Source organism: Nocardia higoensis (genome assembly GCF_015477835.1).
Classification (GTDB): domain Bacteria; phylum Actinomycetota; class Actinomycetes; order Mycobacteriales; family Mycobacteriaceae; genus Nocardia; species Nocardia higoensis_A.
In genome coordinates, this window is record NZ_JADLQN010000004.1 from 187,045 (window position 1) to 201,453 (window position 14,409).

Consider the following 14,409-nt stretch of genomic DNA (forward strand, 5'->3'; position numbering starts at 1 on the left):
CATGGCCGGTGAACGCATCGGCCGCGCTCGTCACAGCGGGCCCAGACCTTTGCCCAGCACCGAGTCGGCCTGGAGCAGCAGGACATGGCCATGACCGCGTGGTTGCCGGCATCAGTAGAAGGACACCGAGCGCGATCTGAAACCAGGCCACCACGGGTGACGGGCCGTCGTCGCCGGAACCGATCGCGTCGGCGAGCAGCACGGTCACGGTCGTGACGGCCGGGATCCAGCCGATGGCGAAAGCGGTGCGGTGGCAGCGGCGTTGTGCGACATCACCATCGAGACGATCGCCACGATCGGGATGGACGAGAGCGCTACGCCGATCGCAGGCGGAGCAGGTCACCGATCACCGTGATCATGGCTGCGCCCCACCGTCCGAGGCGGAGGGACGGTCGCCTCCGGTCGGTGGTCCGAGACAGTCGACGGTGTCACCTTCGGGCCCCTTTCGATGGCGCAGTGACAGCGGCTTCGACCATGATGCTTGCGAACGACGCGCACTTCACCCGGCGTGAGGGAACTCGCGTCCGGCCGCTGATCGGCAACGGCTGGACATTCCGGCTGATTGCCCGAATGCTGTTCGTGCGCCGAAGTGTCGGCGGGAACTCGTGGTAGCTATCCGAAGGAGCAAGGTCGATGACGATTCGTCGCCACCGGACCAGGGTCACGGCAGTCGCGCTCGGCTTCGCGCTCGCCGCGACAGTGGGCGTGTCCGCATGCAGCAAGACCGAGCGCTGGTGTGAACTCGATCGCGGCGATGTGCTCGTCGAGAACTATCACTGTGAGAACAACGAGCCGGGCTACGAGTGGGAGCCCGACCACGACAAGCCGAAGTCGAAGAAGAAGCCGATCAAGACGTCGAAGAAGCACTGATTCCACGACAGGCGGCAACAGCGTCCCGCCGGTAGCGATCGCGACAGCTGTGGGCGTTTCCTGCCCATCGCCGCCGGGTACGCCCGTGACGATCGGCGACGCGACCACGCGCGCCGGAAATGCCCACCTGAAGGAGAGGGGGGCCACTATGGCCGCCGAAGGTGTCGAAGGGGTGCGGACGATCGTCCTGGACTGTCCTGACCCCCGGAAGCTGGCCGAGTTCTACGTGGCGCTGCTCGGTGGCGAAATTTTGAACGAGGAGAGCGACCGGGCCTGGGTCGCCCTGCTGGACCCGCAGGGCAGGCGGCTGGCCTGCCAGCTCGCGCCCGAGTACAAGCCACCCGATTTCCCCGATCCGAGGGCTTCCCAGCAGGTCCACCTGGACATTCGAGTGCGTGATATCGAGGTTGCCGAGCCCGCGGTCCTGGCTCTGGGGGCCACGCTCGTGGAGAAGCACGACACCTTCCGGGTGTACCGGGATCCGGTTGGGCACACCTTCTGCCTGGAATGGCAATAGGGGAGCGCGTCGCTGCGGTTTGAGCGCCGGTGCCTGAGGACTCGGCGGTGATCGCTCTCGGCGCGGCCGAGGAGACGTCCGGCTTCGGCTCAGCCGTGTAAGGCGGGCACCCCTCGGGCCACCAGGATCGATGCGAGGTACACCTCGGCGAACCTGGAGTTTCCGGACTGCTCAGCGGGCGGAGCGTATCGCGTCGGGCCTGCGACCACGGCGCTGTCCACGCGGAACAGCTCGGCGCCGGGTGGTGCGGGCCACAGCGGGCGGGCGCTCGTTGCCCCAGGCGCTCGCACTGCCTCTACAGTGTCCGAACGAGCGTTCACGGCCTGGTCGAGGCGGCTGTGATCGTCTTTCGCGCCATCAGAGGAGCTACCCATGCCGGACGCTGTCGACCTAACCGAGCCGGGCACCGGGGATGCGGCCGTGCGGCTGCGCAGGCGGCTGGAACGGCTGATCGGGATCGCGGCGTCGGAGGGCAACGCGCTGGTCGCGCTGCGCAACGGCGACGAGATCTTCCCGGCCATGCTGGCGAGTATCGAGGGCGCCGAGCACACCGTCGACATGATGACGTTCGTCTACTGGCAGGGCGATATCGCCCGGCGATTCGCGTACGCGCTGGCCGAGCGGGCCAGGGCGGGGGTGCGGGTGCGGCTGCTGCTGGACGGGTTCGGCAGCAGGCTGATCGAGAAGGATCTGCTGGAGCTCATGGACGAGGCCGGGGTGCGGGTCGCCTGGTTCCGCAAGCCCGCCTATATCTCCCCGTTCAAACAGAACCATCGCTGTCATCGCAAGGTGCTGGTGGTCGACGAGGAGGTCGCTTACACCGGCGGAGTCGGCATCGCGAAGGAGTGGTGTGGCGATGCTCGCAACGAGGACGAATGGCGCGACACCCATGTGCAGGTGCGCGGACCGGCGGTCGACGGAATCGCGGCGGCGTTCGCCCAGGGCTGGGCGGAGTGTCACGACGAACTCTTCGACGAGCGGGACCGGTTCGTCGAGCACTCCCGGCCCGGCGAGGCCGTGGTCCAGGTGGTGCGCGGCTCGGCCAGTGTCGGCTGGCAGGACATGCAGACCTTGCTTCGCGTGGTGATCGAGTCCGCGCAGAAACGGCTACGGCTGGCGACCGCGTATTTCGCACCCGACGCGTTCTTCGTCGACCTGCTGTGCGCGGCCGCGCGGCGCGGGGTCGAGGTGGAGATCCTGTTGCCCGGGCCGCACACCGACCAGCGGGTCTGCCAGCTCGCGGGCCAGCACTTCTACGAGCAATTGCTGGCCTGCGGCGTGCGCGTCTACCAGTATCAGCCCACCATGATGCACGCGAAGATCATCACCGTGGACGGCGTCGCGGCCCTGGTCGGTTCGACGAATGTCAATCGCCGCTCGCTCGACCACGACGAAGAGGTCATGCTCGCCGTGCTCGACGAGCCGTTCACCGCCACCCTCGACGGCCATTTCGACGAGGACCTCGAGTCGTCGGTGCTGATCGAGTCCGGCCGGTGGAAACGGCGTTCGGCGCTGCAACGCGCCAGGGAACTCGCCGTGCAGCCCATTCGCCGCTTCCTGTGAACCCCGCATCGCACGGCTGATTCGCCTGTCCCGCCGGTCGAATCCATCGACGGGCAGCGAATTCCACCGACGCGAGGGTCCTGCGCGGCTCACAGCGGTGGACCGACGGAGTGAGCTTCGTCCGACGGGCCGTCGCGGTCTGCATGATTGTCGCCGCGCCGGATATGCCTCCAGGGATCCGAGGAATTTCCCCAACCCGCAGGAGGCGCAATGTCGAAGATTCTGTTCTTGATGTCGGCGGCCGATCACTGGACGCTCGCTGACGGCACGAAGCATCCGACCGGCTATTGGGCCGAGGAATTCACCTCGCCTTACGAGGTGTTCTCCGCGGCGGGCCACGAGGTTGTGGTGGCTACTCCGGGTGCGGTGCCGCCGACCGTGGATCAGGGGAGTTTGGCCGAGGAAGTGAACGGCGGTCCCGAAGAGGTGCAACGGATTCGGCGGGTGCTGGATGCGGCGGAGCCGTTGCGGCATCCGCGGGCGGTCGCGCGGGTCGACCTCACCGAGTTCGCCGCGGTATTCGTTCCCGGCGGTCACGGGCCGATGGAGGATCTGGCCGTCGACGCTGATTCGGGCAGGCTGCTCAACGACGCGCTGGCTGCGGGAATGCCCGTCGGCGTGGTGTGTCACGGGCCTGCCGCGCTGCTTGCCACGGCGAACGACGACGGCGAGTCGCCGTTCGCGGGCTACCGCGTGACCGCGTTCTCGAATGCCGAGGAGACGCAGGCCGGATTGGCGGACAAGGCGGCGTGGCTGCTGCAGGATCGGCTGGTGGGGATGGGCCTGGAGTATCGCGAGGGCGCACCGTGGGAGGCGCATGTCGAGGTCGATCGCACTGTGTACACGGGGCAGAATCCGGCCTCCGCACGGCCGCTGGCGGAGGAAATGCTCGCTACCGTGCGGTAGTTCGGTTGCCGAGACCGCCGTCGCCGTTTCGTGGTGACGGCGGTCTTTTCCGGTCGGATAACAGAACGGTGACAGCGAATTCCCAGTTCGCGCAGGGTATTCGCGGTCTGTCGTTATCGAACAGAAATATTTTGGACATATTCCGGCCCGGAAGCGTTCATCAGGTAGTCGGACGTCCATTCACTTGGTGGACAGCAGAGGCGGCGAAACTCTGGAGCGGCCTCGCGAGGGGTATTTCTACCGCCCCTGGACGGGGGCGACCGCTTGAACCTGATGAGGGGAAGTATGAGCTACAACCGCACCAGTGGGTTGCGCGGTGGTCGCGTCGTCGGCATCGGCGCCGCTGCTACCATCGCTGTCGGCCTGTTCTCGGCCGGCGCCGCCAATGCCGACACGTTCGTGCCGCTGCCCGACGGTGAGAAGCTGGGACCCGGCGTCACCATCACTCGTACCGGTGAGCACGCCGTCATCTCGCCGTCGCTGGCCGCCAACGGCGCGGGCCGCGTGGCCTGGGTGTCGGGTAACGCCACCGCCGACGTGACCGTCACCCCCGAGGGTGAAGAGGGCCCGAACAACGGTCCGGCCAACGCGCCCGGCACCAACAATTCCTCGACGCACGGCACTTCGCAGCTGAACACCGGCTACATCGTCGGCTGCCAGGTCGCCATCGGCGACGACGCGATCGCGCTCGGCCTGTCCGGCGGCATCGACCTCGAGAGCGGCTCCCTGGGTGGCTCGATCGGCCTGGAGCTGGGCCCCGGCGATGTGAAGTTCGTCCAGATCGAACACAAGGACATCACCGAACCGGGCGTCTACTCGGTCGAGTACCAGGACTACGAGATCCAGATCCAGGGTTGCGCGGGCTACGCCCAGGCGCGTGCCTACACCGTGGTCGAGATCATCGGCGACCACTACTCGAAGACCACCCTCTACGGGGCGCCGTTCAGCATCGGCTGATTCCGGGTCCGCTGCACACACCAGTCACAGCTGCCGCACGCACACGGCGCAGCTGAGGAAGAACTCGATCCCGGAGGGGATGCACCAAATATGAAGATCCGTAAGAACTCCATGCGGGCAGCCGGCGTTGTCGCCGCGGCGTCCGTCGCGTTCGGCATGCTGTCCGCGGGTGCGGCCAACGCCGACACCTTCGTCCCGCTGCCCGGTGGCGAGATCACCAAGACCTTGTCCGACGGCACCGTCGTGACCGTTCGCCTCGTCGGCGAGTCGGCCACCATCAGCCCGTCGATGGGCTCGACCCCGGTCCACCGCAACGCGTGGGTCTCGGGCAGCGCGCAGGTCGAGCTGTCCGGCGGCGAGAAGATCGGTGGCGCCATCTACCCCGGTTACGTGGTGGGTTGCCAGGTCAACATCGACGGTGGCGGCGTCGAGGGCGGCGTCGAGGGCGGCGTCGAGTTCGAGGACGGCGCGGGTAGCCTCGGCGCCGAGTCCGGCGCCGAGCTGACCCTCGGCCCCGGCCAGGCCAAGTCCTTCTACCTCCTCGACCTCGAGGAAGCCGACGACTACGGCAACGAGGATCACGCCAAGCGCAACAAGTTCAAGGGCAACAGCGGCTCGGTCACCTGGGCCGACTCGACCATCGGCCTGTCCGGCTGCGGTGGCTACGCCCAGGCGCGCGCGTTCGTGCGTGTGAAGGTCGAGACCGACAACGTGATCTCCTCGGTCACGCTGTGGGGTCAGCCGTTCAGCATCGGCTGATCGACGCACAGACCGAAACAGATTCTGTGACAGCGGGTTCGGCGTCATCGCCGGACCCGCTGTCGTTTGCCGGGAGCACGCGCTTAGCCGGAGGTTCGCCCGTGGGTGACACTGAAGCGGTGACCACGCAGCCCGAGCGCCCCCAGCCGCCCGTCCTCAGCGCCTCCATCGTGGCGCTCTCGCTCGCCCGTCGCGTCGAGGGCGAGCTCAACGCCGCGCTGGCCCACCTCGATCTCACCGTCCGCAGACTCGGGTTGCTGGGCCACATCGACCAGATGCCGGGGGTCTCGTTCAGCGAGCTGGCCCGGATGGCGGGAGTGAGCGTGCAGAGCGTGCACGCCACGATGAAGTCGCTGACCGCCGCGGGACTGGTGCGCGACCGCACCGCCAAACCGGGAGCGGCCTCGACCATCGAGCTGACCGCGCAGGGCCGCAGACTGCTGGACGAGGCACAGGACGTGCTCGCCGAGGTCGATGAGCGACTGTTCGGCGCGAAGGCGAACGCGGCAGGCCGCAAGCTCGGCGCCGCGCTGCGCAAGTCCTTCGAGTTCGGCGCGATCGGGTGAAACCCACACGCCGAGACGACATGCCGCGATGTTGCCGGTTCGTCCCCAGCGGGTGCGTCTCGATGCGCTCGCGGCTACGCTGACCGCGGGCGCGCTCGGCTCGTATGGGCGCGCGCGGCTCCGCGAATCGGATGGCGGGAGTTTCGACGATGGTCACTGCGTTGGTCAAGGGACAGAACGGTCCGCTGGCGGTCGACGGTGTGGTGGTGTCGGTGCGCACCGATGTGGCCGTGGATGTCTCGGCTCTGCTGGTGACCGAGGCGGGCACGGTTCGCACCGACGCCGACTTCGTGTTCTTCAACCAGCCTGCCGCGCCGGGGGTCCGGCTCGGGGCGGGAAACCCCGCTGCTCTGGAGATCCGGACCGCGCAGTTGCCCGCGGAGATCGACCAGGTGCGCGCGGTGCTGACTCTCGACGGCCCCGGCGCGCGTTTCGGCGACTTCGCGCCGCCGGTGGTCACCGTCTCGGATGCGGCCGGCGCGGCGCTGTTCGAGTACCGGATCGAGGGTCTCACCGGGGAATCGGTGGTGATCGCGCTGGAGGTGTACCGGCGCGGAGCGGACTGGAAGGTGCGCGCGGTCGGGCAGGGATATGCGGGCGGATTCGCCGATCTGGTGACCGATCACGGCGTGCGTGTCGAGCGGGAACCGGCCGCGTGGGAGGAGACAGCTGGGCAGGCCGAGGAGTCGCTGCCGGTGCGCACCGTGCCGGACGAGGAGAAGCTGTCGTTCGAGAAACGCGCCACGCTCGATCTGCGCAAGCGGGAAGTCGCGAAGGTACTGGTGACCGAACAGGCGGTGGGCGTGCGGGCGCGGGTGGTGCTGGTGATCGACAAGACCGGCAGCATGGCGAAGATGTACGCACGGGAAGTGGTGCACCGGGTCGTCGACCGGATGGTGCCGATCGCCGTCCAGCTCGACGACGACGGCACCCTGGAGCCCTACCTCTACGCCGTCGACTACCTGAAGCTGCCCGATATCACCGTCGCCGAATCGCAGCAGTGGTCACAGACCTACTTGCACCTGTCCGGCCGGCACGGCGGCTATGACTACGCGACGATCGGTGGCCGCAATGTCGAACTCCCGGTCATGCGCGCGGTCATCGACTCGCTGCGACCGGATCAGCGGCCGACGCTGGTGCTGTTCTTCACCGATGGCGGCTTCTCCCGCAAACGCGAGATCGCCGAGCTGATCAGGGAGGCGTCCGCGCTGCCGGTGTTCTGGCAGTTCATCGGGCTCGGTCAGGCCAACTACGGACTGTTGCGCGAACTCGACGACCTGGACGGACGTGTGGTGGACAATGCCGGATTCTTCTCGCTCGACGACATCGACAAGGTCGACGACGCACAGTTGTACGCGCGTGTGCTGGGCGAGTTCCCGGAATGGTGGCGAGCGGCGAAGTCGGCAGGGATCGTGCGCTGAGGAAGGAGCCGGCCGAGTGGTGGCTCGGCCGACCCGGCGGGCTCAGCCGATGACGGCGTTCATGATGGTGCCGGCGCTGGTGGCGACCGCGCCGCCGATCATCGCGCCCGCCACCATCTTCGGCGACTCGAGGCCGCCGCCGGACCACTTCTCCCAGGCGAAACGACCGCCCGCGTAGATGATGGCGCAGATGCCTGCCAAGAGGACGAACCAGGTGAGATACCGCACGAGTTGCAGGATCTTGTCGGACATGGGGGGAGCCTCAGGCGTCGGATTACCGATCTGAGCCAGGGTGTCGAGTGCTGCTGCGGTGTCGAGTGCTGTGGCCAGAATCATCGTCGTGCTACTCATTCCGGGTTCGGGACAAGGAGAATCGCTCTAGGAATGGTATCCGGTAATCCCGTGCGGCGCAGTCACCTCCCGCACGCGCCGCCTTCCTTGCGGGATGGTCGCCGGGTCGCGATCATGGTGGGGGCGCCGTGTAAGTCCTTGCGCCCGAATCGGTACTGCTGCAACGCGAGGTGGGACAGTGAGCATCATCCTGATGGCCGTCGGGGACACGGTTTCGACCTTGGCGCAGGTCGGGAATCCGACTCCGGAAGCGCCTCCGCTCTCGGACAAGATCATGCTGTTCGTCCGCTACGCGACCTGGTTCGCGATCCTGTCCGGCATTCTCAGCATCATCTACGCGGGCGGCCGTTTCGCCTGGGAGAAGTGGTCCGGCAGCGGCCTGCAATCACCGAAGATGGTGGCCAGCGCGATGATCGGCGGCGCGGTCGCCACCAGCGCGGGCACCATCATGAACGCGGTGATCGGGGCGTGATCGGCTGATCCGCCCCGCGTGGGCACCCGATGGGTTTGAATCGACTGCTATGAGCGAGTCGAAGCCGCGCGGTCGCGCCCCCGTGGTGGCCGAGGCCGACATCCGCAAGCAGGCGCGTGGCCTGCTCGCCGACCACGGACCCGACGCGGTCAGCCTGCGCGCCATCGCCCGCGCGCTCGGCATCACCGCACCCGCGCTGTACCGGTACTACGACTCCCGCGACGATCTACTCGCCGCGCTGCGTTCGGAATGCTGCGACGAGCTGGCCGCGGAGCTGTCCGCGCGGGTCGACGCGCTGGCCGAGGACAACGGGCTGGTCCAGTTCTTCGCCATCTGCCGGGGATTTCGGCGCTGGGCGCTGGCCAACACCCAGGAGTTCACCTTGGTGTTCGCCTCGCCGGGCGCGGTCTCCGGTTCGGTGTCGCAGCGGTTCACCGAGCCGTTCGGCCGGATCTTCCTCGCGGCGGCGGGCCGGCTGCTGACCTCCTACGAGATCACCACACCGGCCACCGATGTCATCCCGCCCGCCCTGCGCGAGGATCTGCTGGACTTCCGCACCGAGTTGCTGGTGGCGCTGTCGGAGTCGGGGCAGAAGTTCCCCGCCGAGAAGCTCGATCTCGGCGTGACCTACCTGATGACCCAGATCTGGGCGCGGTTGTACGGGCACGTCACCCTCGAGGTGTTCGGCAACTATCCGCTGCCGCTGTCGGAACCGGAGGTCATGTTCGACGCGGTACTCGCCGACTTGGCGCGCTCCTGGGGATTGACGCAGGACTGACCTGCGCTGTTCCGGGCGCCCTCAGATCCGAGCGCCCTTGCGTCGGTTGCAGGCCCGGCACAGGATCTGCAGGTTGGTCGTGCTGGTGGCCCCGCCCCGGCTCAACGGGATGATGTGGTCGAACTCGAGGTAGTGCCCGCTGCCGCATTCCACGCACCGGCCGCCGTCGCGTTGCCAGACCTCGGCCTTGACCTCCTGGGAGATGCTGCGCGAATCCAACTGCCCTGGCGTGAGAACCAGGCGCTTGGCCACCCGCAGGGCGCCTTCCAGCGCCGCGGTCACATAGTCGGGGTCGTCGACCTCGAAAGTGGCCCCGCCGCGGGCGGAGGTCGCCGCGACCGTCACCGCGCCGCCGTCGTTCTGTACCGAAACCACTCGCGACCAGGGCAATTCGACGCCCGCGCCGGTGCCGACGAAGCGGAGCTTCTTATTACTGGCGATCAGTCTGCCCTCGGTGCGCCTCGGGCCGCGCGCCAACGTCCTGACCTGGGTGGCGGGCCGATCCAGATGCACCTTCTCCTCGGAGTCCAGATGCAGGTCGGGCGTGCGGATCAACGGCAGGTCGCCCTCCCGCAATCGGCACAGCAACCGGCCTCGATGCACGCGTCTGCGCAAATCCTCCACCAGCGGTCCCGCCAGGCGCAGTTCCACCAGGGCGTGTTCGAACAGGTCGAACTCGGCCTGCTGGATCTCGCCGTCGGCGAAGGCGAAGGTGACCAGGCGCTCGACATAGCTGAGCCCGAGATCGCGCAGGGCGATGCGGCCGCGGCTCTCGTCGATGCGCTGGTAGCGCAGTGATGCCCAGAGGTGCTCCCACGGCTCGCCGATCGGCCCTGACGTGGTGAGCACCCGCCAGGCACTGCTGTGCCAATGGGTCAGGAACTCCTCGATCTCGAGGTCGCAGGGGGCGCACGCAGAAAGGCCGCCGAAGAACTTGCGGCGTCGAGGGGAACCGCAGCGCGGGCAGTCGCGAGGGTCGTCGTGCGTGCGCAGGTAGCTGTCGGACGTCCACTGAGCGCCGTCCCACCAGCGCATGCGGGCGGGCTCGGCGGGATCGGGGTGCCAGTCGGCGCGGTCGTGGTTCGGCGGTGGTGGCGGGGGAGCGGGTTCGGCCCGGCGACGGGTCAGGTCGACCGGCCGGGTGGACGGGCGCGGCGCCGGGCCGGGGAACGCGGCGGGAACGGCGGCGATACGAGCCAGCGGGAGGGTGTCGGCGCGGCCGGAAGGTGCGACAGCGGGGAGTCCCGGATCGGTGGGCGGGTCGCCGGGGTCCTGTGGCGACCGTGGTGTCGGGCGCGGCTCGGGCAGGGGAGCCGGTTGCGGATCGGCGGCCGGATGGCCGGACTGCCCGGACAGGGGCAGGCGACGGGTAGGGAACGGGGCTCCGGTCGGACGGTGCAGTGCGTGCGCGCGGTCGGCCCGCTCGGCGGCGGCGGAATCCGTGCCCGCGGCGGCGCCGGATTCGGGCACGCGGGAGTCCGGCTCGGGCGGGCCGGGCGTGGGCTCGGGTGCGGGATCACCTCGCCCGTCCTCGACAGTGGCGGAGCGCTCGGGAGCCTCGTCGACGCGGGAACCCGCGGCGGATTCGCCCTGGGCGGGCACGGAGGCGCGGGCTGCGGGCGCGTACTCGTCGGCGGTCCGGCCGAGGTGCCGGTCCGGTGCGGCGCGGCCGGTGCGGCGGTCGGACTCGGCACCGCGGGCGGCGGGGCGATCTGAGACGGAGGTCCGGTCCGCGGGCGGGTCCGGCTCGGGGGCCCGGCCCGCGCGACGGTCGGATTCGGCGGCTCGGAGGGCGCGACCGCGAGCGAACGGGTCGGTGGTGCGGCTGGTTCTCGTGCGGCGGTCGGGATCGTCGACGGTGACACCGAATTCGGTGACCAGGCCGGACAGGCCGGCGTGCCAGCCCTGGCCGATCGCACGGAGGCGCCACAGGCCGTCGCGGCGGTAGAACTCGCCGAACATCATGGCCGTGACGCGCTCGTGGTCGTCGATCTCGAAGCGGGCGATCGGTCCCTCGGCCGCGTGGACGGTGACGGTGAGCCCGGTGACGTCGGCGAAATTGCCCTGGTCGAGCGAACCACCGATCACGATCCGATCCACATCGCGCTCGGTGCGCGGCAGGGAGACACTGAGGCGGGCCGTGCCGGGGGCCGGTTCCTGGTCGAGGGTTACCGCCTGGGAGACGTGCCGAGGGGCGTTGTAGAACACCAGATCGCGGTCGGTCCGGACCATGCCGGACTCGTCCAGCAACAGCGCGTGCGCATCGACGGCGTGCTCGGTCTGCCATGAAATGGCCACGGCTAGAAGAGATGTCGGTACCGGTGCGTTAGCGCCCTTGCTGAGTTCCATCGTGCTGGCATCCTGCCACGCCCCTCCGACACGCCGAGCGTGCCGGTCCCGCGCGGTAGCCGAGGCGGGCGACACAGCGCGGGCGGCCGGGGAAATCCGGCGGGAGTCCGTCGAGGTCGGGCACAGTGGAGGGTATGACAAGCCCGAAGGGGAAGGGGCGCGGCAAGCCCGCGGACGGTCCGGCGCGGCCGAGCATGCCGCGGGTGCCCGGCCCGGCCGAGGTCATCGCGGCGGCGCAGGCGGCTGCCGCGGCGGCGCAGGCGGCGGCCGGGCAGGCCCTGGAATCCGCGCAGGCCACCGCCGGGCACGCCTTCGACGCGGCCGTGCGGCTGCCCCCTGCCTCGGCGCAACTGGCCGCCCAACTGCCCGACCTGGTGGAGAGTCTCACCCAGGCGATCGACCGGCTCAACACCACCATCGATCGGCTCGACCGCACACTCGCGCTCGCCGATCCCGCGTTCGCCGCCTACGACCGGCTGTTGCCACGGCTGGAAGCGATGGTCGCGCTGGGTGAGGACGTGCTGGGCGCGCTCGCGCGCCTGCCCGGGGTCTCGTCGCTGCTCGGGCGGGTCACCGGGGCGCGACGCGAGGAGGAGCCGCCCGCTCCGCCGAAGCGACGGCGCTGACCTCGTCCCGCGCGGTGGCCGCACGGTAGGTCGCGGCCGCTTTGAGCAGCATTTCGTGGTATTCACCGGCCGGGTCGGAGTCGAGCACGATCGCCCCGCCCGCGCCGATCCGCCAGCGCCCGTCGTGGCGGACAGCCGTGCGGATGACGATATTGAGATCGGCGGCGCCACCGAGTCCGAGGAAGCCGATGGTGCCGGAGTAGACGCCGCGCGCCTCGGTTTCGAGCTCGTCGAGGATCTCCATGGTGCGCAGTTTGGGCGCGCCGGTCATGGAGCCGCCGGGGAAGCAGGCGCGCACGCAATCGATCACGTCGACGTCCGGGCGCAGTGTTCCACGCACCGTCGAAACCAACTGGTGCAGAGTCGAATAGGTCTCCACCGCCATCAGTTCGGGCACGTGCACGCTGCCGACGCGGCACACCCGGCCGAGATCGTTGCGCAGCAGATCCACGATCATCAGGTTCTCGGCGCGCGTCTTGGGGTCGGCGGCCAGGTCCCGGCGCAGCCGGTCGTCCTCGGCGGGGGTCGCGCCACGCGGGGCGGTGCCTTTGATCGGCTTGCTCTCCACTGTCCGGTCCCGGCCGACCTTGAGGAATCGTTCGGGGGAGGAGCAGGCGATCTCCACATCGTCGAACCGCAGATAGGCGGCGTAGGGGGCGGGGTTGCAGCGGCGCAGGGTGCGGTAGAAGTCCAGACCGGCGATGTCGGCGTCGACGGTCAATCCGTCGGTCAGGCAGATCTCGTAGGACTCGCCCGCGCGCAGGCGCTCGAGGCAGGTGGCGATGTCGGCGAGGTAGCGCGCATGGCCGCGGGTCAGCAGTCCGGCGACGGTCCCGAGGTCGGCGTCGATCGTCAGCTCGGGCGGATTCGCCCAGGAGGGAAGAGCTTCCAGCGCGGCGCGGGTGTCGGCGAGCCAGGTCTGCGCGTGGGCGCTGCTCGCGTCCGGGTCGGTGGGATCGCTGAGGGCGAGCAGGTGGGTGCGTCCCGTCACGTGATCGACGGCGACGAGGCGGTCGGCGAAGATCCACTGCGCGTCCGGGGTCGCGGCACGGTGTACGCGGCGCGCACCGCAGTCGGCCTTCACCTCGTAGCCGAGGTAGCCGACGTAACCGCAGCCGAAATCGAAGGGGAGATCCGGGAGTTGGATCCGCCGCCGTCGCCGCAGTTGCGCCGACAGGTAGCTCAGCACGTCGCCGGGCACGCCGCGCCGGCCACCGCGGGCCGTCCGGACGCTCACCTCGTCGTCGCCGACGCGGTAGCGCACCACCTCGGCCAGTGGTCCGCTCGCATCGCCGAGGAAGGAGAAGCGGTCGAGGCCGGGCTCGACGTGCTCGCTGTCGAGCCAGAACGCGGTCGGGGAATCGGCGTGCAGGCGGAGGAAGGCGGCCTCGGTGTCCACGGCGCGGTCGATGACCTCGTGATGCACCTGCCAAGCGGCGCGGTCGGCCGGTCGTCCGGGGGCGAGGGGCGTCGTCGCGGAGGTGGACGAGGCCGGAGGCGGGGTGATGGACGGCGGCCCGGTGATCTCCTGCGGTCTGGTCACGATCGCAGGCGTGTCGATGGTGGTCGACGCGGGGGTGACCGGGAGCGCGGTCGCCACGGGAGGAGTGCGGGCGATCGGAGGTATGGTCTGCCGCGATACCGTGAGCGCGGCGAAATTACGCAGCAGCGCCGCCCCGTGCTCGCTCTCGATGGATTCGGGATGGAACTGCACGCCCCACTGCGGCCTGTTGCGGTGCCGCACACCCATGATCACCCCGTCCGGCGTCTGGGCGGTGATCTCCAAGTCGTCCGGCAGCGGGCGCAGGGCGGCCAGCGAGTGGTAGCGCACGGCGGTGAAGTCCTGCGGGAGGCCGGCGAAGAGGTCGCGGCCGTCGTGGGCGACGCGATCGAGGTATCCGTGCCGGGGAGCGGGCGCGCGGTCGACGCGTCCGCCCGCGCCGATCACGATGCCCTGGTGCCCGAGACAGACGCCGAGCAGCGGCTGGGTCGCCGTCGCGATCACCGCCGCCGAGATGCCGACATCGCGAGGACGGTCGGGCCTGCCGGGGCCGGGGGAGATGACGATGTTGTCGTAGTCGTCCAGTCCCACCTCGGCCGGATCGGTGAACTCGTCGTTGCGCACGACCGTCGGTTCGGTGCCGTTCACCGCGCTGATCAGCTGATACAGGTTATAGGTGAATGAATCGTAGTTATCGATCAACAACGTGCGCATGGTGTGGGCAACCCTACGCCCGGCCATCGACCGGCAACTGTCGGCGGATGCCTTCAGTT

Annotated in this window: 14 protein-coding genes; 11 read left to right on the forward strand and 3 right to left on the reverse strand. The window is 69.2% G+C overall.

Features of this window, described 5'->3' with window-relative positions; genetic code table 11:
• Nucleotides 1-633: 633 nt before the first annotated feature.
• The 8 genes from IU449_RS21435 (at nt 634) to IU449_RS21470 (ending at nt 7,559) form a co-directional block, all read left to right on the forward strand.
• The gene (locus IU449_RS21435; RefSeq protein WP_195003909.1) at nt 634-870 is read left to right on the forward strand and encodes a hypothetical protein; all 237 of its coding nucleotides are present in this window, start codon (nt 634-636) and stop codon (nt 868-870) included.
• Nucleotides 871-1,018: 148 nt separating this feature from the next.
• Nucleotides 1,019-1,387, forward strand: a complete 369-nt coding sequence (locus IU449_RS21440; RefSeq protein WP_195004119.1) for a VOC family protein — start codon at nt 1,019-1,021, stop codon at nt 1,385-1,387.
• Between the two features lie 372 nt (nt 1,388-1,759).
• On the forward strand, nt 1,760-2,950 hold the full coding sequence (locus IU449_RS21445; RefSeq protein WP_195003910.1) for a phospholipase D-like domain-containing protein: 1,191 nt from the start codon (nt 1,760-1,762) through the stop codon (nt 2,948-2,950).
• Nucleotides 2,951-3,160: 210 nt separating this feature from the next.
• A complete protein-coding gene (locus IU449_RS21450) occupies nt 3,161-3,856 on the forward strand; it encodes a type 1 glutamine amidotransferase domain-containing protein (RefSeq protein WP_195003911.1) in 696 nt (231 codons plus the stop codon).
• 285 nt (nt 3,857-4,141) lie between these two features.
• On the forward strand, nt 4,142-4,813 hold the full coding sequence (locus tag IU449_RS21455; protein ID WP_195003912.1) for an MspA family porin: 672 nt from the start codon (nt 4,142-4,144) through the stop codon (nt 4,811-4,813).
• 90 nt (nt 4,814-4,903) lie between these two features.
• Entirely contained in the window at nt 4,904-5,572 is a 669-nt protein-coding gene (locus IU449_RS21460; RefSeq protein WP_195003913.1) for an MspA family porin, read from the forward strand.
• Nucleotides 5,573-5,673: 101 nt separating this feature from the next.
• Entirely contained in the window at nt 5,674-6,138 is a 465-nt protein-coding gene (locus tag IU449_RS21465) for a MarR family winged helix-turn-helix transcriptional regulator (RefSeq protein ID WP_324188367.1), read from the forward strand.
• Nucleotides 6,139-6,287: 149 nt separating this feature from the next.
• Nucleotides 6,288-7,559 carry a vWA domain-containing protein gene (locus IU449_RS21470; RefSeq protein ID WP_195003914.1) on the forward strand — a complete coding sequence of 424 codons (1,272 nt, stop codon included), beginning with the start codon at nt 6,288-6,290 and terminating at the stop codon, nt 7,557-7,559.
• A 42-nt stretch (nt 7,560-7,601) separates the two neighbouring features.
• On the opposite strand, the gene IU449_RS21475 is transcribed toward IU449_RS21470, so the two are convergent.
• The gene (locus tag IU449_RS21475; RefSeq protein WP_195004121.1) at nt 7,602-7,895 is read right to left on the reverse strand and encodes a hypothetical protein; all 294 of its coding nucleotides are present in this window, start codon (nt 7,893-7,895) and stop codon (nt 7,602-7,604) included.
• A gap of 193 nt (nt 7,896-8,088) precedes the next feature.
• On the opposite strand from IU449_RS21475, the gene IU449_RS21480 reads away from it, so the two are divergent.
• Both IU449_RS21480 and IU449_RS21485 read left to right on the forward strand, forming a co-directional pair.
• Nucleotides 8,089-8,382, forward strand: a complete 294-nt coding sequence (locus IU449_RS21480; protein WP_195003915.1) for a hypothetical protein — start codon at nt 8,089-8,091, stop codon at nt 8,380-8,382.
• Nucleotides 8,383-8,431: 49 nt separating this feature from the next.
• Entirely contained in the window at nt 8,432-9,160 is a 729-nt protein-coding gene (locus IU449_RS21485; protein ID WP_195003916.1) for a TetR/AcrR family transcriptional regulator, read from the forward strand.
• A 21-nt stretch (nt 9,161-9,181) separates the two neighbouring features.
• Here the strand turns inward: IU449_RS21485 and IU449_RS29205 are convergent, their stop codons facing one another.
• Nucleotides 9,182-11,458: a TerD family protein gene (locus tag IU449_RS29205; protein WP_416382207.1), complete on the reverse strand. Its 2,277-nt coding sequence runs from the start codon at nt 11,456-11,458 to the stop codon at nt 9,182-9,184.
• A gap of 185 nt (nt 11,459-11,643) precedes the next feature.
• Here IU449_RS29205 and IU449_RS21500 point away from each other — a divergent pair, with 185 nt between their 5' ends.
• A complete protein-coding gene (locus IU449_RS21500) occupies nt 11,644-12,135 on the forward strand; it encodes a hypothetical protein (protein ID WP_228805463.1) in 492 nt (163 codons plus the stop codon).
• On the opposite strand, the gene pabB is transcribed toward IU449_RS21500, so the two are convergent.
• Complete coding sequence (gene pabB / locus IU449_RS21505) at nt 12,080-14,350, reverse strand: aminodeoxychorismate synthase component I (protein ID WP_195003917.1); 2,271 nt, start codon at nt 14,348-14,350, stop codon at nt 12,080-12,082. The two genes, IU449_RS21500 and pabB, sit on opposite strands and share 56 nt — an antisense overlap.
• Between the last annotated feature and the right edge of the window lie 59 nt (nt 14,351-14,409).